This window comes from Helicobacter jaachi (assembly GCF_000763135.2).
Classification (GTDB): Bacteria; Campylobacterota; Campylobacteria; order Campylobacterales; family Helicobacteraceae; genus Helicobacter_C; species Helicobacter_C jaachi.
In genome coordinates, this window is sequence record NZ_JRPR02000002.1 from 1 (window position 1) to 19,142 (window position 19,142).

Here is a 19,142-nt window from a genome sequence, read left to right on the forward strand (position 1 = left end):
CCCTGAAGGTCGCAGCAAGACTAGCTGCTTGATAGGGTAGATGTGTAAGCATAGTAATATGTTTAGCTGACTACTACTAATAGACCGCTTGGCTTTTTTATTAAGCGATACTGCCTTATTGAGTGTATTTAGATTCAATGAAGTAAGTGTGGAATGGAATCTATTTTAGCATTTGTGCTTATGCAAGTAAGCGTGTGTTTCGTCATGCTGAGCTTTTTGCGTAGCAAAAGGCGAAGCATCTAAAAACGCATTTAGATTCTATAAAAGCGTAATTATAAGTTAAATTAAAATTACTAAGACTATTAACAATACTTTCTCTTTAGAACTTTATGATTTATAGAATCTAAAAACAAGATTCTGTAAACCAACCAAAAAAGCAAAAAGAGACAAAGCAAAAATGGAAATAAGAGCAAAGATAGAATCTAAAATATAGAATCTAGATTCTACAAGATTCTAAAATTATAGAATCCAAACTTAGATTCTAAAAATTAAGTTTAAGACGAGTGCGAGACAACGCATTTTTGTTTGCTTTTATTTCCCTTTTTCTTTGTGTTTATATGATAGTAGGACACACCTAGCTCCATTCCGAACCTAGCAGTTAAGCTTCTATCAGCCGATGATACTGCACTTTTCAAGTGTGGAAATGTAGGTGAATGCAAGGATAGGGAAAATTACTTTTTTCTACAAACTGCAAATTACAAAACAAAATCACAAAACTACAAAAAGTAAAATTACGACTTACAAAAACGCACAAAATTACAAAACAAAAACATTTTAGACCATAAACAACATTCCACAAAATAAAATCATTAAAATCATAATACAGAATCTAGATTGCATATTTTCAACCGCACTCATTTACCACAAACAAAATTTTTTCTCAAAAACTCTCGCTACTCTTTAGGATTTTAAGGCAGGATTTTGTAGGATTTATAGTCATTGAATCTTAAGTAGATTAAGAATCTAGGCCAGATTCTATACAAAAATCTTAGAACCTCACAGGCCTAGCATCTGCAGATTCTGTATCGCTTATTTTGCTGTTTTATCACCCCTGTGCCGCATAGGATTTAGGCAAGCAAGGAGTGGAGATATAGAATCTAATGCGATTTGCGATATTCCAAAATCATCGCATAGGCTTCATCTTTGAGCCGTAGCTTTTGCTTTTTTAGCACCTCCAGTTCCATATCGCTCATCACCTCTTCCCCATCTTCAATTTTTTTAATCCTATCATCAAGCTCATTATGCTCCTCAAAAATCTTTGCAAAATGCGCGTTGTGCGTCTTGAGAGCAGTAACCTCATCTCGATACTCATGAAACATAGCCTCTCCTTGTGAAATAAAATGAGCCTTTATTGTAGGATATTTTTGATAATAGCACTATTTTTGCGCACAAAATGTCGCCTTTATGTGCCAAAAGCATGCAAAATAAGCACTAACTCCTGTAATCTGCATTGATTTTGACATATTCATAGCCCAAATCGCAGCCATAAGCCACATATTGCGCATCTCCCACACCCAAATCACAGGTAATTTTAAAGCTATCTTTTTTCATAATGTCTGCCGCACGCGCCTCTTGTGCCTCATCAAAGCAAATTTCTCCTTTGTCAAACACCACCACATCATCAAATGCAATGCACAATTGCTCCTGCACAGAATCTACACCACTCGCACCGATTGTGGAGGCTATGCGCCCCCAATTTGGGTCGCCGCCAAAGAGCGCAGTTTTTACCAAAAGTGAATTGCTAAGGGCTTTAGCCGCGCGCATGGCTTGTGCTTTATCCTTTGCGCCGCGCACTTCAAAGGCTACTACTTTGCTTGAACCCTCGCCATCGCGCAAAATATCAAGGGCAAGCTTGTGCATAACCATACTCAAAGCCTCCTTGAAAGCCTCCGCGTGATAAGCCTTGCTGCGCCCATTAGCAAATAAAAATACAGAATCATTTGTGCTTGTATCCCCATCTACACTAATGGCATTAAAGCTTGCCTGCGCGCATTCTTGTAGGATTGCCTGTCCTTGCTCTGCTGGCACTTGTGCATCTGTGGTAATAAAGCATAGCATAGTTGCAAGGCTAGGCTGTATCATTCCTGCACCCTTAGCCATAGCCCCGATAGTAAAGCTCTCGCCAGAATCTAGCTGCACTTTGATGGCGATTTCTTTTATAAATTTATCTGTAGTGCGTATGGCATTGGCCGCTCGCAAATGCGCGTCCTCACGCCGCTCAAAGGGCTTAAAATGCGCAAATGAAGCAATAATTTTCTCTTTAGGCAAATACTGCCCTATCACGCCTGTGCTTGACATAATGGGATTTTGGACAAAGCTAAAAGTATGCTTTAGCGCCTCTAAAATCTCACACACATCTTGCAATCCCCTTTTGCCTGTCATCGCGTTAGCGTTTTTAGTGTTAATGAGCACAAAATTGGTTGGTTTATTTGCTAGATATGTCTTAAAGTGTGTGATTGGTGCGGCTTCAAAGCGATTTTGTGTGAAAAGCACAAAAGGTATTACTAAATCTTGGCTATACAAGAACGCGACATCAAGGGAAGGCTCGCCATTTGCAAGCGGGGCTTTAAGCCCAGCAGCCACGCCATCAGCATAGAATCCTTGCACAGCATTAATGCCGCCCTTTATGGGAATAATCTCAAACATAATCCACCTCCCTTGGCTTTTGCTTTTTCATAATCAAACGCTTTGTAGCGCGGATATTTTCACTCGCACCAATCACAAGCAGCTTGCACTCGCTTGAAATGATAGTGTTGCCATTTGGCATCGTGATATATGTGCCATCTTTTTGCGTAAGCCCCACCACAGAAATATTAGTCACATCGCGAAAATGCGCTTCTTTGAGCTTTTTTAGCACAAGCCACGAGTAGCGTGGGACGATAATTTCCTCTAAATCAAGTGGCGTATCGCGCCGATACAAAAACCGCTCAAGCAGATTTTCCATATCAGGGCGCACCGCCATAGCTGAAATTCTCTGCGCCATAAGTTTAGAAGCAGAGATTACAGAATCACAACCTAGCTTTTTGAGCTTATCGCTCTCCTCTTGCGAGTTGGCATTAGCGATAATGTAATAGGGCTTGCGTCCTAGCTCCTCCTCAAAAAGCCGCGCGCTCACCACCATAGTGATATTATCCGCTGGATTTTTTGAAAAGCTCACAATCCCTCTTGCACTTGATAAATGCGATTTTAGCATAGCAATGTGCGTGTGGGGATTATCGATAATGTAGTAGGGGTATTTGTATTTTTGTGCTTGCTTTTCAAAATCTGGAGCATTGTCAATCACCACAAAAGGAATGTGAGATTCTAAAAACTGCCCAGCTAACTCGATAGTAAATTCATTGTGATAGCAAATTACATAGTGATTTTGCAAACGCGCCACTTTATATATCATTTTTTGCTCCTTAAGTAGTCTAATAAGCGTGCCATTATTCACCACGCTCATAATAAATGCCACGCTAAATGTTACAGCTCCGGCTCCACACACCATAAGCAAAGCCGTAAAAAGAATAGTGATAGTGCTAAAATCCTTTTCTTTTAATGAGCCAAAGCCGGTATTGGTGAAAGTGTAGGAGGTTTGAAAAAAGGCTTGCACCAAGTCATAATCCTCTAATATCAAATACCCCAAAGTGCCAAAAAGCAGAAAAAACTGAATGATAATAAGCGGAAGTCTAAAGGGCTTTAGCTGTTCATACAGCTCGCCCGATAGGGAGAAATCTGGCTTTGGCGTATTCCCCCAATGAAGAAGCTTTTTAAGTCTTGCAAACAAGATGAAAATAAATTTAAGAGTATTTTTTCATCGTGCGCAAAGTCGAAGCAGCCACTTTAACGCGAATGCTTGTGCCATCTTCAAGTTTAAGTTTAACATTGCGCAAATTAGGAAGTGAGCGCTTTTTTGTTTTATTATTCGCGTGACTTACATTATTGCCAACCATAGCACCCTTGCCCGTAAAAAAACATTTTCTTGCCATTATACAACCTTTAAAATGAAAGTAAATCCGCGATTATAGCACAAAATTATAGGCTAAACCTTAAGCCTTGCTAATCCCCACTCCCCCAAGCGTGCGTAGATTCTATAAATACAGAATCTACGCATCATCTAATCTATCAGCACGCTCATGCCCACGCGTAAGTCATTAATATGTGTAGTAGGATAGGCTTCTACCTCAAATGTCCTTACATCATAGCCTTTAGAAGCACTCGTAGCGCGCCAAGTGGCAAAATCTCCCATAACAGAAGTAAATTCCACTCTAAACTCTGCCTCTCTCTCAAGAGCTGGAATAAATGCCTTGAAAACCTTGCCCTTTGGGAAATCTTTCAGGCGATATTCTGGCAAATGGAAAGTAATCCACGCATCATTCATATCCACCATTAAAGCCACTGGAAAGCCGCTAGGAGCTAGCTCACCTTCATGCAAAAGCACATTGCTCACCTCGCCATTTGCTGGCGCTATGGCTTGCGTGTCTTTAGCATAGCTCTCTACTTCATCTACTTGCCCTGCTGCAGCGTCCTCTTTTGCCTGCGCGGCGATTTTGGTTTCATGACTTGCGCCATCAAGAGCAAGCTTATATTGCTGGTAGGCGACATTTTCATTATGCTTTGCTGTAGTGAAATTTGCATAAGCCTCATCACGCCTTTGTTGGCTTACTACACCATCTTTATATAAAGACTCTATACGCTCATAAGTGCTTTTGGCTAGATTTGCCATAGTTTTTGCGCCCTGCCATACATCTTTTGCCGATTGGATAGTCTCAACTCTAGCGCCCTGCTTTGTTTCACTGCTTAGCGCCTTTGCAGCCTCATAGCCTGCCTTAGCCTGCTCAAGCTTCGCGCGCAACTCTGGAGAATCTATGCTATATACCAAATCGCCCTTTTTAAGCATATCGCCCTTTTTGACAAAGATATTTTCAACCCTCCCTGCGACTTTGGAGCTAATGGCGTATTCTCGCGCCTGCACTTGAGCGTAGATTCTATTCTCCTTTGGCTCATAGGCGCGCACAAAGCTTATAACAAGCCATAGCAAAAACGCTAGCACAATCACAATAAGGGCTATTAGTTTGGCATTTATTTTCATAACTCACTCCTTATCAATTAAAAAAAGCATAAAATTGCTCAATCTCATCGCTCAAAGCTAGCAGCCTAGCTAATGCAAGCGCGTAATTATACGCAATGCTTTGACGCTCGATAATGGCTAAAGAGAGCGCATTTTGCGCATCGCTTACTTCTGTTGTCGTGCCTAACCCTTGAGAAAATGCCTTTTGGCGCAATTTAAGATTTTCCTCTGCTAACTCAATAGAGGAGCTTAGGCTAAAATACTGCGTTTTATACGCCTGCACTTCACTATAAGTCTTTTCACATAGTGTTTTTAAATCTTTTCTTGCTTGAGCGGTGGCAAATTGCGCTTCAATAGTGGCAATCTTGCTCGCTTGATATTTTTGAATTCTACCATTTGGGCTAAGTAGCGACCACCGAGCGCCCACACCCGCATACCAATTGGGCATAGCCTTATCAAGCAAAGAGCTATTATCATGAAACATATAGCTCCCAAATAGCGCCACTTCAGGCAAAAACGAGGCAAACTCGATATTAGTTAGCTCATTAGCGGCTTTAATCTTATTATCCATAAGCTGCAGCGCAGGATAAATCTCAAGCGCCTTATTGGTGTAGTGTTCCAAAGGCTGCAAGGCTTTATCTTGCTTAATATCAATACTTTGCGTAAGTTCAAGCGTGGTGTGAGATTCTCTATTAAGTATGGCATTGAGCGCTAAAGAAGCGATTTTAAGGTTATTATCTGCTTTTTGCACATCAATGCTTGATTTATCATAATTCACTTGCGCTTGCAGCGCTTCTATGCGCGCGATTTGCCCTTTTTCTTGTAGTTTAAGCGCATTTTGATAATGGGTTAAATGTCCCGCATTCGCGCTAGTGAGCGTGGATAGAATCTGATTGCTTAACACCACGCCATAGTAAAGCCTCACACAATCTTCAAAGAGGCTTAGCTCTTTGAGTTTAAGGGCTATAAAAGCATCTTGGAGCGCGATTTTAGATAATTTATTAGCAAAATACTTGCGCCCGCCTGTGAAAATGGGATAGACGATATTAAGCGCGCCAAAGATGATATTATTATCTTGCAGCGTAATGGGCTGGGCGAGATGACTAAGCAGCGGCGCTAAAGGCGCAAGTGCGGGCGAGCCTCCCAATGCGGCAAGCTGGGCATTATTAAACAAATGCGCATTCATAGGCTCTTGCAGGCGCACATATACGCCATCAAGCGAGATTTGCGGTAGATAAATCATTTTTGTCGCGCTATCTAGCTTTTCTTGCTTATCTACAGCACTTTGCGTGGATTTTAAACCATCATTATAGAGTAAAATTTGTTTGTAAGCAGATTCTATATCCAAATACTCCGCTTGTAGCGCGCTTAAAATAGCCATAAGTGCGCATATGAGCGAGCAAATCCACCTTTTCATTATTCACCTTTATGCTAAAATCAAAGCCTATTATTTTAACTTAATAAATATCAATATTACTTTAAGGACTGCTATGCGCAAGCTAAAGGCGCTACTTGATGAGCAATATAGCCTAAAAAACACCATAGATGAGCTGCAAGCTACTAAGCCAGACCCGCTTTATGTGGCTAGATTCTATACGCATAGCTCGTATTTTGCGGAGATTGCGCTGCTTTGCGCGCTTTTATCTTATGGGAATGCTAAAGCCATTGTGCATTTGCTGCAAGGCTTCGACTTCTCACTTTTGCAATCCATAGATACGCTATCAAAGCGCGATGTGCAGGACTTTTCATATTATCGCTTTCAAACACGCGCAGATATAAAAGCCCTTTTTGAAATTATTGCCGCAATGCTCGAAAATGGCGGATTAGAGCGCCTCTTTTTATACCACTATAAACACCCACCAAAAAGCTTAACATTATGGAATAGAAGTGGCAACAAATCCCATGCACGCCTTATTTATGGCATTTATGCTTGTATAGAATCTATGCTCACTATCGCGCAAAAGCGTGGCATTGTTTTAACGCAAGGGCTATCCTTTGCGCTTGGCACTTCACACTATGAGATACTGCGCGCCTGCGGCAATCCCCCGCGTAATGCCTCTGCGCTCAAGCGTTGGGCAATGCTGCTGCGCTGGCTTGTGCGCAAAGATGAGCTAGATGTAGGCTGCTGGCAGGAGCATATCTCGCCTGCAGATTTAATCTTGCCGCTAGATACGCACACTTTTGCCCTTTGCTCAAAGCTTAAGATTTTAGCGCGCAAAAGTTATGATTTGCAAAGTGCCCTGCAAGCCACAGATACGCTAGCATTTTTGCGCCCACACGACCCCGTGGCGTATGATTTTGCACTTTATCGTATAGGGCAGGGGAAAGTGGATATTACTTCATTTATCTAAGATTCTATCGGTGAAATCTTTGCATAGCGCCTCTTTAAGCAGGCATGAGATTTTAGGATTTATCACAAGCGAGGCAGGCTCAAGCACAAATTGCAAATTTTTAGAATCTACAATCGCCATAATAGAGCCGCTATGCACATAAAAGGCGCATTTAGCGCGATTATTTTGCTCTAAGCGTGAAAGAATTACATAAGCCTTTGTCGTATCTATAGAATCTGCTTGCAAAAAACGCTGCGCATAATACGCACTAAGCGCACTTTGAGTGCTTATAAGCCTGCTTTTAAGCTCATTTAAGCACTGCTTATGTCCTATATAGCCCATATAGCGCACACCAACGCTTGCAACAATAGCAAAAATAATAATGGCGCACACTAGCTCAACGCTGCTTAAAGCTGCTCTTTTAAAAGATAGCATTTGAGGTGCTAAGTGGCACAATCCTGCGCGTTTGATGTCTTTTTAGGAGTTTTTCACAGAGTGTGGAATCTGCTTTTTGCTGCACAAAAAATACAAGATTGCCATTTTCTTGTGTGAAATTTATGCAATCATTTTGCGTGTCAATCGCGCCATTTTTGGCAAGCCTTATGCCATTATTTTGCGCTACCCAGCGCGATGGGCTAAGCCCTGCTAAATCAAGCATTTTTGCGCCACTAAGGCTACTAGGCTCAATATTTTGGCTAAAGACTTCTCGTTGAATGGCATTAAGCGCGCTTAAAATATCATTTTCAACCGCAATAAGCTGCGCATCTCCGCGCGTTAAGGAAAGGCGCGGAATAGCAATAGCGGCTAAAATCCCCAAAATAATAATGACAAACACCAGCTCCATCATACTAAATGCAGCCCTTTTACGCTTAAAATGCCTCATTTTTTAAAATCTTCAAGCATAAAGGGCGGCAAGATAAAATCAATAATGCCCTCACTCTCTAGCGTTTGCGCGCTAGGATTAATAATAAAGCGCATCAAAACACCCTTTGGCACTAGTGCGCGAAATGAAGGGCAAAGATAAGTAGCAAAGCTTTTTAAATCAGGTTGATGACCGATGATAAGCACATTTGAAGCCTTTTGAAATGCCTTTGTTTGCGTGAGTTTCATATATCCATCCAGTCCGCAATCAGGGGCAATCTCATCGCAAAGCATTATAGAATCTGTAGGGATATATTTGCTTAGCGGCTTAAAAGTTTGTTGTGTGCGCTTAGCAGGCGAGCAAAATACCATATCGATATTAAGATGCTGTATGATAAAGCGTGCCAAAAGCTTGCTTTGGGCTTTGCCTAGCTTGCTTAGTGGGCGAAAAATATCGCTTTTATCTGTTTTGTTTTTTAAGCGGTATTCCTCGCGGCTTATGGTATCTGCGTGGCGCAGGAGCGTGATTGTTTTCATAGTTATCCTTTAAGTTTATTTGAGAATCTGCTCACACATCATTATGACAAAATCCGCACTTCGCTTTGCGGAGCTTTCTAAAAATTCATCAAAGCTCACATCTGCGCTGCCATCGGCGCTATCGCTAATTGAGCGCAAGATACAAAAAGGCACCTTGAGTAAATCACATACCACAGCCACCGCTGCGCCCTCCATTTCCACAGCATCGGCGCCAAAGTGCGTGATAATCCATTGCTTTTTTGCACTATCGGCAATAAACGCATCACCAGAAGCGATAATGCCTTGCTTTAATTTTATCCCTTGAGCCTTTGCAATGTCGCTAGCTACGGCATTAAGCGCGCTATCAGATTCTATAAATACCTTGCTTTCGGGGATAAAGCCTAGCGGGTGTCCAAAGGCAGTAATATCCACATCATATTGGCAAAGCTTTGTCCCTAGCACCAAATCGCCCACTTTCAAATCCGTGCTTAATCCCCCAGCCACGCCGCTAAAGATGATTTTCTCACAGCCAAAGTGTAAAATCATCGTGCTAGCAGTGAGTGCGGCATGCACTTTGCCAATCTTGCTATATGCCACATAGATTCTATGTTTGCCCTTTTTAATCTCATAATAATTATTGCCGCCCACTTGCTTTGTCTCATAGTCTCCAAATCGCTCTAGCAGCGGCGTAATCTCCTCTACCATTGCTCCAATAATGCCTAGTGTCATATTTGCTCCTTTTTTATAGTGATTTGCGCCCTTACGCCGCGCTTTATATTAATCTTGTCGTATGCCCTCCAGGCATTCTTTTAGGCTTGTGAGATTGCTTACATTCCAAGTGGGGTGTTCGCTTAGGCGTTTGTTTAAGCCGCGTAGCACACTGCCATTGCCAAATTCAATAAAGCCATCTACATGCTCATTAAGTTTTAAAATGGATTGTTTATACAGCACAGGTTGTGTAAGCTGCTTGCCTAGCAGTTCTGCAGCCTTTGGCTTTGTGTTATACACCTCAAGCGTGGCGTTTGATAGAATAGGCGTATTGAGGCCGCTATTGAGTGATTGCTCTAAAAGCTCTGTGAAAGGCTTTTGTATAGAATCTAGCATAGGGCAGTGGCTTGCTACCGACATAGGCAAAAGCAAAGCGCGCTTTGCTCCAAGTGCTTTTATGGCAGATTCACACTCACTCAAATCGCTTTTGCGCCCTGCTAGCACGATTTGCCCATCGCCATTGTAGTTAGCACACCATATATTTTTGCCCTCACTCCGCGCGTTTGTGCAGAAAGTCTCTAGCGTCTTATCATCTAAGCCCACTACGACCATCATACCTGCGTCTTTGCCCTCGCATGCCTGTGCCATAAGCTCACCGCGCTTTTGTATGACTTTTAAAGCTACTTCAAAGCTCATACCATCGCTTAAACTTACTGCGCTTACCTCGCCTAGTGAATGCCCCATAGCAATGCTGGGCATAAGCGGATATTCGCTTTGAAACACGCTATGAGCAATCGCACTCACAAGGAAAATCGCGCTTTGCGTGTATTGGGTGAGGTTAAGTTTGTCATTTTCTGTAAATAATAGGGCTTTCATATCCATATTAAGCGTATCGCTTGCTTGCTCAAATAGCTCTTTTGCAAGGGCAAAATTATCATAAAACTCCTTGCCCATACCTACGCTTTGTGAGCCTTGCCCGGGGAAAATAAATGCGTATTTCATCATAATCCTTTTGGTGTGGTGATTAACATTTAAGGGCTAGATTCTATCACTACTTTGCTTTATTTTTTACATAAAGGCGTTTGAAAATATATTTAAACACATTGTATAACTTATGCTACAATGCGTCCCTTTGCCATAGGCGTGCTTAAGCAAGCGCGCATTTTTAAAAATTAAAGGAGCAGAATGGGTGTTCTTAAAAAATACAATGAGGAAATAACGCTTATACTATTTTGCTTAGGGCTGCTCTTTTACTCCATAGGGCTTTCACAATTCACGCGCTCCATTCGAACGCAGTCACTTTTTCACATAGGCGGACTTATTTTTATTATCTTTCATTACAAGGCTTTTAATAAATACACTTTGCGCGTGCTGCTTGTGCCTATTATTTGCTTTGGGGTGGTGCTTGTCTGCGCATTACTTACTGCCTTTGATGATGTGTGGGAGCATAAATTCTCCATTATTTTAAAATCCATAAATCAGAATATCATTGGGCATTTTGTGCTTTTTAGCATGCTTTTTTTGTATGCGCTACACGCTAAGGCAAGAAATGTCAAAATTTTGCTTATATTTTTTGTGCTTGTTTGTATTGTGCAAGTGCTTGCTATGGATTATTTAGGGCTTAAAAAGGGCTTGTTAAAAGGTGGATATGTGCCATTTTTTCATCGTGGTATTATCATGTATAATATTTGGTTGCTTGCTCCTATGGCGATGAGTTTAGCGGGCATTTTTGCTTTTAAAAACAGAATCTATAAGCTTTTAAGTGTGTTGGGTGTGCTACTCACACTATGTGCAATGCTTACAAATAGCGAGCGTAGCTTTTTGGTAGCTTTTGTGGTGATGATTTTTGTGCCATTTTTTGCATGGCATTATCGCCATAAGTTTGCCATCATTTGCAGCGCGCTTGTGGTGGGCGCAGTGTTTTTAAGTAGCTTTTATCATATTTCTAAGAGCTTGCCAGAGCGCTATAATTTTGCTCATATGGTGGATAATTTTCTTATCGTGTGGAATACGCCGCCTGCGGAAATGGGGCAGTATGATGCAAATTGCTTTGCCAAGCAAAAATGGCTTATTTGCGCGAATCAAAGCTTAGAGCGTGGGAAAAGTGACATTTCGTGGGAGCATAGTTCGCTTTCACGCATAGCTATGGCAAAATCCACTTGGCTTGCTTGGCTTGACAATCCTTTAAAACCGCATGTTGTGGGAGTATTTCTGGTAGGAGAGTATTTAGCGCGCTATCATGCACAAAATGATACGCTAAATCGTTCCTATATCGCGGGCTTTAGGTTTAAAAAGACAACCGATAATAATGATTTTGGCTATGTGCATATTCACAATTTTCCTTTAAGCTTGCTTTTTTGCTATGGATTGGTGGGATTTATGGCAATTATAGCATTTCAAATATTTTTACTCATAAGCGCGCAAAGGCGCATTAGGGTGGCAAATGATAATCAAAGTGGCGCAATGGGATTTTGGGCTTTGAGTTTGTGTATTTTTGTATGTGGATTATGCGTGCAGTGCTTATTTGATGGTATTTATAGTGGCATTATGCAAAGTATTTTTATCTATTATGGATTTATGTGTGGGGTGATGTGGCGTGAAGATTGTCTTAACTATCGGTGATATAAGTATTACTGGCGGAGCAGAGCGCGTATGCGTGAATCTTGCCAATGCACTTTGTGAGCGTGGCTTTGAGGTGATTATCTTAAGTTTTTATAAGGCAAGCGATAATCTGCCCTATATGCTAGATTCGCGCGTAAAGCTGCATATTTGGAATGACTTTTCAGAATCTATTTTGCAAAATCGCGCTAAGCGCTCCTTTCTTTTTAAAATCTACTATAAAAATTTTTATAAATTTATCCTTAATCTCAAAATATGGGCGCATTTTAAGGACATTGATGCAGTGATTGCTAATTGCTTTACTTTCACGCCATTTTTAAAGCGTAAAAATGTGCGCTACTATCGGATTTTGCATACTAATTTTACACGCTACATCTCGCGCAATAGGTATTTTGATACGCTTATTGCGCTTTCAACGAGTGAATTGCACATCTGGCAGCGATTTCATAAGCATATTGTGGTCATTCCTAACTTTATCCCCACTATTCCCACACAATGCGCGGATATGAGTAAAAAGATGATTGTTTCTGCGGGGCGTCTGAGCAGTGAAAAGGGCTTTTTGCGCCTTATTGATATATGGGCAGCAGTGTGCAAGTATGAGCAGCATAATTGGCATTTGTGTATTGTGGGTGGGGGCGAGCTAGAAGCGCAAATGAGAGGCAAAATCGCGCAGTATAATCTCCAAGATTCTGTAATTATGAAGCCTTTTACAAAAGATATGGAATCTGTTTATATGAGTGCGAGTATTTATGTAATGACTAGCCATTCTGAGGGCTTTCCCATGGTGCTTGTAGAGGCGAGTAGCTATGGACTGCCTTGCATTGCCTTTGATGTGCCAACGGGTCCTAGCGATATTATAGAATCTAATATAAGCGGGGTTTTAGTCGCAGATAATGACTTAGAAGCCTATGCAAGAGCGCTTTTAGCACTTATGAATGATGAAAATAAGCGCGCCACAATGGGTGCGCATGCCAAAGCACGCATAAAGGCGCATTTTAGCAAAGAGGCGATTATGCCTTTGTGGGAGCGGCTATTAAGAGGCGAGCAAAATAAGGCAAATGGAGAAGCAAGTGGAGAGCATAGAGGGCAAAGCACATAAGGGGGAGCGCATGAGATTTTTTATTATTGTGCCTATTTTTAACGCACAGCATTACTTGCATAGGTGTTTAGATTCTATATTGGCGCAGAGTTATGCGCATTTTAGGGCTATTTTAGTAAATGATGGTAGCAGTGATGAAAGCTTAGAGATTGCTAAAATTTATGCGCAAACAGATGAGCGATTTGAAGTTATTTCACAGGCTAATGGAGGCTCAAGCGTAGCACGCAATAGTGGATTAAAGCGTGTGCGCGAAATACTTTATAATGATACGCTTTGTGGCGATACTTATACTTCGCCCCCCCCCCCGCAAGAATATCATAACTATATAGTTTTTCTAGATTGTGATGATTATTTGGAGCAAAATGGGCTTAGGATATTGCATGATAGGCTTAAAGGGCATAGGATACAAGTGCTGGTGGAGAGCAAAATCACCGCGCGCAGTGCGGAAGATGATAAGATTGTGCCATTTGGGTATCGGGTGTTTGCTCCTTATTTGAAAGGGCTTTATAATGCAAGTAGCATTGCCAAAGCTAATAATGCGCCAATCGCTACGACATGGGCGTTTATTATAGAATCTAGCTATTTTTTTGCGCATAATTTTGCATTTATCCCGCATATTATTTTTGAGGATATTGCTTTTTGCACGGAAGTTACGCTTAAAGCGCAAAGCATTTATATTGATGAGGCGCATTTTTATAATTATGTCCTAACACCCAACTCCATAATGCGCGCACACAAAGACGCGCAGCGATACATTAAGGAGGCGTATAGTTATTTTTTTACTTTGGAATTTTTTAGAAAAATGCGCCAAAGTAGCGATGATGAAGCCATTTGCGGCTATTGTGAGCGAATGCTAGTGCATTTTACTAAAGAGTTATTGCGCGCTTTGCAGTTTGTGGGCTACCGCGCGGAAGTGGGCTTCACACAGCGAGATTTAGACGCGTATGTGCCTTATATGCGCGGCAAATATTACTTTTGCTACAAATATCCTAGAATCTATGGCTACCCTAAACGCATTCGCCTTTGGTGCGAGAACGTATTTGCTAGACTTTGCAAGCACGCACATTCCACAAATTGACGCTAAAGCGCGCAGTTTCACGCAACTATTAAAACTAGATTCTATATTTTGATATAGAATCTAGCGCACAAGATGTTAAGATAATGCAAGAGATGATATTAAAGGAGCAAATATGCAAGAACTAAAAGGCAAAAACAATCTAAGCCTAGCCACGCCTGTGTATGCAAAAGATTTAGATGAGAGTTATTGTATTATTGATATTCGCTATCCTGAAGACTACGCCGCACGCCATATTAAGCATTCCCACCAACTCAATAATCCCTATGATGTCTATGCTTTTATTAAAACCCACCCACAGGATAAATGCGTGCTAGTGTGCTATTCTGGGCATACAGCAAGTATTCTAGGCACAGAGCTTGTGCAGGAGGGACTAGGAAATGTGTATTTTTATGATGATGATTTTAGCACGCTTGAGGGCGCAAAAGTGGAGCTTATTAGCCCATAATGCAAATATGCTATAATGTGCGCTTAAGATTTTGTGCCATAAGGTGCGATTAAAGGATAATTATGAGTGTTTTGGCGGATATGCTTTCTGTATTGAGTAATATTAATATCATTTTTTACATTATTGCTTTTTTGTTTGGAGGGATTCCTTTTGGGTGGCTTTTGGTAAAGCTTGTATATAAAGTGGATATTAGAGAAGTAGGCTCGGGTAGCATTGGCGCGACAAATGTTTATCGCGCGATAAAAGATAAAGATGAGAAAAAGGCAAAGCTTTTCTCGCTGCTTACTATCATACTTGATGCGATAAAGGGCTTAATAGTCGTAGCACTCGCAAAGATAGTGGGCTTAAGCTTTGAAACGCAATGGACTATCGCGCTTTTGGCAATTTTAGGGCATTGCTATAGCCCATATTTAGGATTTAAGGGCGGCAAGGGTGTGGCTACAGCGATTGGCTCTGTGCTATTACTTATCCCGGTGGAGGGCGTGTGCGGATTAGTGGTGTGGGGGATTGTGGGCAAGGTATTTAAGATTTCATCTATTTCCTCGCTTGTAGGCGTGCTAAGCGGTATTGCGCTTACTTTTGTTGTGCCTTATGTGCTGCCATTGCCCAAAAGCATATCTATCATCGAGCAAATCCACACGCACACGCCTGTGGTGCTTATAGGCATTATTATCCTCTATACGCATATCCCAAATATCAAGCGACTTTTTAGCGGGCAAGAAAGCAAGGTGCTATAACTTAGCGCTTAAAAATAAAGGCAATAGTCATACAATGAGTGAAATTATCACGCTACACATTGAAAATCTTAGCTTTGAGGCTATTATGGGCATTTTGGAATCTGAGCGGCAGACTCCCCAGAGTATTCTTATTGAGGCGCGCTTAGATTATGCGTATTTGCCTAATGGCGCGTTTTTAAACTATGTGGAGATTTGTGAGTTTATCATTCATCACATACAGCTTAATGCCTATGAGCTTATAGAATCTGCCCTACTTCAGCTCTCAAGCGCGCTAAAAGCAGCATTCCCACATATCAAGGGGCTTTATATTTGCATTAAAAAGCCCCAGATTCTATCTCCCTATGTTGTGGGCGCAAGCATAGAAAAAATATTTTAGAGTAAGCGCATCTTAAAGCAAAAGTGCCATTAAAATTTCTTTTTCTCTAATTGGCTTAAAATATCTTGCACAATAGCAAAGATTTTTTTACTTACTTCTTGTGTATCATCAGCAATATGCACATTGCCTTGTGTGGCTTGAGAAATAAGAGAGATATTTTCATTCACTTTTGCAATGCCAATATTTTGCTCATCTATGAGGCTTGTCATATCCGCAATGCCTTGTGTGAGTATATTTGTATTGCTTTCAATCTCGCCAAGTGATTTTTGTGTATTTTCTGCGAGTTTTCGCACTTCATCTGCTACCACTGCAAAACCTCGCCCATGCTCGCCTGCGCGCGCGGCTTCAATAGCGGCATTGAGCGCTAGTAGGTTAGTTTGCTCCGCGATAGCCTTAATCATCTCTACAATGTTTTTAATCTCTTCAGCCTGTGAGCTTACATCTTTAGATTTTTGCGCAATGCCGCTAATAGATTCTGTAATGCCCTCAATAGACTTTGCTGTATCCTCTACGCTTGTAGCTTGAGAAATAGAGCTATCGTGCAGCTTTGAGACATTCTCATCAAGAGTATGTGCTTGCGTGCCTAATTCTTTGGCTAGCACATCATTTGAGGCAAGCATTTTGGCAAACTGTGCAATAGTTAAGTTAATACCGCACTCTATACCGATTGGATTTTCAATCTGGCGTGAGTAGTCATCATTTTGCACAAATTCTAGCACAGAAGTTATGCGCGAGAGTTCTGGTGAAATATTCTTGCCCAAAAGCTCGCTCATAGCATTCAAAGAATGGATAATTTCTAATAAATTTGGATTATGGCTTGTAAGCTCTAGCTGCATACCAAAGCGCCCTTGCTTGGCTTGAGCGATGAGGTTATTAATGCCATTTAAAAGCTCTTTTTCCTCCTCTCTAGCCTGCAGCGTATCTGTAATCTCGCGATTAATCTTATAGCTCATTTTGCCTATTTCATCATTACTCACAATGTGCATAGCCTCTGGAGGATTAGGCGAGCGGAAACTTAGGAATTTAAAAAAGGCTGATAGGTTAGATTCTATAATCGCTAGCGGTTTAAGATTATAGCGCACGACAAATGCCACACCTAGACTCGCACAAATAATAATCCCCACAAACCACATTAAATTCCCTAAAAAGAGACTAACTAAAAAGGGCTTGTATTCATTTTCGCTGCTCACTACGCATATTTTCCACTCAAGCGAATTAACACGACAAATCCCATGCTTTTTATCACTCTCCCCTGCGCGATAAAAGCTAAATGCTTCGCCAGCATTGCGCTCTTTAGCCGCTTGCAAGGAATGCAGCACATCTTTGCCTGTGCTATTCATCACAAAGCTTTCAATGGGGTGAATGTAAAACACATCTTTTAAAATCACAATATCACGCGCTTTGCCACGCAGCACTTTAATTTTTTCACCAAAATCGCTTAGCTTTAAATTAATCGCTACTACACCGCTAATATTGCCACTTTCATTATGCATAGGGGCAAAAAATGTGATGATATTCTCCCCACTTACAGAATCTACATAAGGCTCGGTATTGCCTGCTTTACCACTTTGCAGGGCATTTTTAAACCATATAGAATCTCTTGCATCATAATTTTTCCCCTCTTTTGTTTTAGCAAATCTCACCTTATAGCCCTCGCTTTGCGCGGATACAAAGGTTAGCCCATCATCAGCATACGCCACAGAAATTTGCAACACATTTGAAATCACACCCGCATTGCGCAGATATGAGATGAGGTTATATTCTGGGTGCGAGGTTAAATCATTAGCAATATTTTGCGCAAAGGAGAGTTGTGCATTGACTAGATTATCCACATACGCCATAACAATATCTATACGCGTCGCATTGCGCTCAATACTATTATTTATAAACATCGTGCGTTGCTTATAATACTCCACGCCCCCAAAAATCAAAAAACATACAATCAAAATGCCTATAACGCCTATTAACATTTTCTTTAACATTCATGCTCCTTAAGATTTTCTTTAAATTTTGGAGCATCATTTTTATGAAGGCACTTAAAAAATGATGACTAGTTATGTAAGAAAAAAGTAAATTGAGGGGAGAAAATGTAAAATGTAAGGATTTATTCCTCTTTTTGTGAGGGTTTCATAAGCTTATTGAGGCGGCGTTGGTTGGCTTCACTAGGCTTTGCACCAAGCTCAATGAGTTTAAGCGCGACTGCAATTTGAGGTATATGCTGAAAATTTCTCGCATTTAATGCCGCATCAAGTGGCGTTTCACCTGCTTTTAGCATATCTATAGGCATTTTCTTATCTACAATAAGGTATTCTACTAGCTCCACATTCCCATTGCGTGCGGCATAATGTAAAATATGCCCACCCGCAAAGGTAGAGAGAAAAGATTCATTAAAGGCTAGCATTGTGTCCAAAATGCGCCCATCGCCAAAGGTTACAATACCGCTATTTTGCGGGTGTTTGGTATGCAAATACTCTGCACCTTTTTGTAATATTTTAGCAAACATCTCATAGCGATGATACATTGCACTTAAATCAAGCGCGCTTACGCCATTTGTATCATAGACTTTATCATGTAGGCTAAATGCCCCAAGCGCGGTGTATTCATCACTAATAACGCGATTAATATCGTACTGCGCGCTAGATTCTATAGTGAATACATCTAACTTTATAGAATCTGCTAAGATAAGCTCAAACACGCGCGGGGCATTAGCTATGATAGCTACCATAAGCGGCGTGATTTCAAGGCGCGGGGTATGCGTGGTGTAGTATAAAAAATACTTGCTACGCTCATTATTTTGTATCATTTGTGTATAAGTGGGCGCGTCATCTTCAAAAATAGCCTTTAAAAATTTCTGCTCTTTTTGACATTGTAAAATGGCTTGTTTGCCTTTGTAATGGGAATGTGGGGTGATGCCTTTGAGGGTTTTAATGTTTTTACAATCTAGGGTGAGATATGCTTGCAAGCTCTCCTCAATGCTTGGAGGATTATCCTTTATTTGATAGAACAATCCCCCACCAAAGCAGCAGCACACATATATGCTCGCAAGCATACAAACTTTAAGCATATTTGCCTACTCCACACCCACCATGACCGAAGTTGCTTTGATGATAGCATAAGCAGACTTGCCCACTTCAAGCTTAAGCTCGTTTATAGATTCTAAAGAAATGGTAGAAGAGATGATATTCCCTCCGCCAATGTCTATTTTTACAATCGCATTTACAGAGCCTTTTTCAATGGATACAATCTTGCCTTTAAGCTGATTTCTCGCACTAATTTTCATAGTCCTCTCCTTACAAGTGTGTGGGCTTGCATTATCTAGTTTT

General features: G+C 41.1%; 21 protein-coding genes and 2 rRNA genes. 9 read left to right on the plus strand and 14 right to left on the minus strand.

Annotated elements, in window-relative coordinates; translation table 11 throughout:
• Nucleotides 1-101: ribosomal RNA gene (locus tag LS71_RS03660) — 23S ribosomal RNA — on the plus strand; the annotation flags it as partial.
• A gap of 444 nt (nt 102-545) precedes the next feature.
• Nucleotides 546-662: ribosomal RNA gene (rrf, locus tag LS71_RS03665) — 5S ribosomal RNA — on the plus strand.
• A gap of 435 nt (nt 663-1,097) precedes the next feature.
• Here rrf and LS71_RS03670 read toward each other — a convergent pair.
• From LS71_RS03670 to LS71_RS03695, 6 genes are all read right to left on the minus strand, one after another.
• Nucleotides 1,098-1,319, minus strand: coding sequence for an HP1242/YdcH family protein (locus LS71_RS03670; protein WP_034352754.1), 222 nt, complete (start codon nt 1,317-1,319; stop codon nt 1,098-1,100).
• A 112-nt stretch (nt 1,320-1,431) separates the two neighbouring features.
• Entirely contained in the window at nt 1,432-2,646 is a 1,215-nt protein-coding gene (gene argJ / locus LS71_RS03675; protein WP_034352756.1) for a bifunctional glutamate N-acetyltransferase/amino-acid acetyltransferase ArgJ, read from the minus strand.
• Nucleotides 2,639-3,766 carry a potassium channel family protein gene (locus LS71_RS03680; RefSeq protein ID WP_034352759.1) on the minus strand — a complete coding sequence of 376 codons (1,128 nt, stop codon included), beginning with the start codon at nt 3,764-3,766 and terminating at the stop codon, nt 2,639-2,641. The genes argJ and LS71_RS03680 overlap by 8 nt, the downstream gene beginning before the upstream one ends.
• Before the next feature lie 13 nt (nt 3,767-3,779).
• On the minus strand, nt 3,780-3,968 hold the full coding sequence (gene rpmB / locus LS71_RS03685; protein ID WP_034352761.1) for a 50S ribosomal protein L28: 189 nt from the start codon (nt 3,966-3,968) through the stop codon (nt 3,780-3,782).
• Between the two features lie 128 nt (nt 3,969-4,096).
• Entirely contained in the window at nt 4,097-5,071 is a 975-nt protein-coding gene (locus LS71_RS03690; protein ID WP_034352764.1) for an HlyD family secretion protein, read from the minus strand.
• Between the two features lie 13 nt (nt 5,072-5,084).
• A complete protein-coding gene (locus LS71_RS03695) occupies nt 5,085-6,467 on the minus strand; it encodes a TolC family protein (RefSeq protein WP_034352766.1) in 1,383 nt (460 codons plus the stop codon).
• A 73-nt stretch (nt 6,468-6,540) separates the two neighbouring features.
• Between LS71_RS03695 and LS71_RS03700 the strand changes: the two genes are divergently transcribed.
• Nucleotides 6,541-7,401, plus strand: a complete 861-nt coding sequence (locus LS71_RS03700; RefSeq protein ID WP_034352769.1) for a TIGR02757 family protein — start codon at nt 6,541-6,543, stop codon at nt 7,399-7,401.
• On the opposite strand, the gene LS71_RS03705 is transcribed toward LS71_RS03700, so the two are convergent.
• Genes LS71_RS03705 through fabD form a run of 5 tightly spaced genes read right to left on the minus strand, consistent with a single transcriptional unit; the run spans nt 7,390 to nt 10,467 of the window.
• Nucleotides 7,390-7,815 carry a hypothetical protein gene (locus tag LS71_RS03705; RefSeq protein WP_034352770.1) on the minus strand — a complete coding sequence of 142 codons (426 nt, stop codon included), beginning with the start codon at nt 7,813-7,815 and terminating at the stop codon, nt 7,390-7,392. The two genes, LS71_RS03700 and LS71_RS03705, sit on opposite strands and share 12 nt — an antisense overlap.
• The gene (locus LS71_RS03710; RefSeq protein WP_034352773.1) at nt 7,802-8,263 is read right to left on the minus strand and encodes a prepilin-type N-terminal cleavage/methylation domain-containing protein; all 462 of its coding nucleotides are present in this window, start codon (nt 8,261-8,263) and stop codon (nt 7,802-7,804) included. Before LS71_RS03710 ends, LS71_RS03705 begins: the two co-directional genes overlap by 14 nt.
• Nucleotides 8,260-8,778, minus strand: coding sequence for a SixA phosphatase family protein (locus LS71_RS03715; RefSeq protein ID WP_034352775.1), 519 nt, complete (start codon nt 8,776-8,778; stop codon nt 8,260-8,262). Before LS71_RS03715 ends, LS71_RS03710 begins: the two co-directional genes overlap by 4 nt.
• 15 nt (nt 8,779-8,793) lie before the next feature.
• Nucleotides 8,794-9,486, minus strand: a complete 693-nt coding sequence (locus LS71_RS03720; RefSeq protein ID WP_034352778.1) for a 5'-methylthioadenosine/adenosylhomocysteine nucleosidase — start codon at nt 9,484-9,486, stop codon at nt 8,794-8,796.
• A gap of 48 nt (nt 9,487-9,534) precedes the next feature.
• Entirely contained in the window at nt 9,535-10,467 is a 933-nt protein-coding gene (gene fabD, locus LS71_RS03725; protein ID WP_034352781.1) for an ACP S-malonyltransferase, read from the minus strand.
• A gap of 183 nt (nt 10,468-10,650) precedes the next feature.
• Here fabD and LS71_RS03730 point away from each other — a divergent pair, with 183 nt between their 5' ends.
• The 6 genes from LS71_RS03730 (at nt 10,651) to LS71_RS03755 (ending at nt 15,819) form a co-directional block, all read left to right on the plus strand.
• Nucleotides 10,651-12,087, plus strand: coding sequence for an O-antigen ligase family protein (locus LS71_RS03730; protein WP_034352783.1), 1,437 nt, complete (start codon nt 10,651-10,653; stop codon nt 12,085-12,087).
• A complete protein-coding gene (locus LS71_RS03735) occupies nt 12,062-13,183 on the plus strand; it encodes a glycosyltransferase family 4 protein (protein WP_052057820.1) in 1,122 nt (373 codons plus the stop codon). The genes LS71_RS03730 and LS71_RS03735 overlap by 26 nt, the downstream gene beginning before the upstream one ends.
• 10 nt (nt 13,184-13,193) lie before the next feature.
• A complete protein-coding gene (locus LS71_RS03740; RefSeq protein ID WP_034352921.1) occupies nt 13,194-14,261 on the plus strand; it encodes a glycosyltransferase in 1,068 nt (355 codons plus the stop codon).
• Between the two features lie 112 nt (nt 14,262-14,373).
• The gene (locus tag LS71_RS03745) at nt 14,374-14,706 is read left to right on the plus strand and encodes a rhodanese-like domain-containing protein (RefSeq protein ID WP_034352786.1); all 333 of its coding nucleotides are present in this window, start codon (nt 14,374-14,376) and stop codon (nt 14,704-14,706) included.
• A gap of 62 nt (nt 14,707-14,768) precedes the next feature.
• Entirely contained in the window at nt 14,769-15,443 is a 675-nt protein-coding gene (gene plsY, locus LS71_RS03750) for a glycerol-3-phosphate 1-O-acyltransferase PlsY (protein WP_194145659.1), read from the plus strand.
• A 34-nt stretch (nt 15,444-15,477) separates the two neighbouring features.
• A complete protein-coding gene (locus tag LS71_RS03755) occupies nt 15,478-15,819 on the plus strand; it encodes a dihydroneopterin aldolase (RefSeq protein WP_034352789.1) in 342 nt (113 codons plus the stop codon).
• Nucleotides 15,820-15,848: 29 nt separating this feature from the next.
• Here LS71_RS03755 and LS71_RS03760 read toward each other — a convergent pair whose 3' ends face one another.
• The 3 genes from LS71_RS03760 to LS71_RS03770 form a co-directional block, all read right to left on the minus strand.
• Nucleotides 15,849-17,801 (minus strand): methyl-accepting chemotaxis protein, encoded by a 1,953-nt coding sequence (locus LS71_RS03760; protein ID WP_238700312.1) that lies wholly within the window; start codon nt 17,799-17,801, stop codon nt 15,849-15,851.
• A 122-nt stretch (nt 17,802-17,923) separates the two neighbouring features.
• Nucleotides 17,924-18,883, minus strand: coding sequence for an ankyrin repeat domain-containing protein (locus LS71_RS03765; protein ID WP_034352792.1), 960 nt, complete (start codon nt 18,881-18,883; stop codon nt 17,924-17,926).
• A 6-nt stretch (nt 18,884-18,889) separates the two neighbouring features.
• The gene (locus tag LS71_RS03770; protein ID WP_034352795.1) at nt 18,890-19,099 is read right to left on the minus strand and encodes a TOBE domain-containing protein; all 210 of its coding nucleotides are present in this window, start codon (nt 19,097-19,099) and stop codon (nt 18,890-18,892) included.
• Between the last annotated feature and the right edge of the window lie 43 nt (nt 19,100-19,142).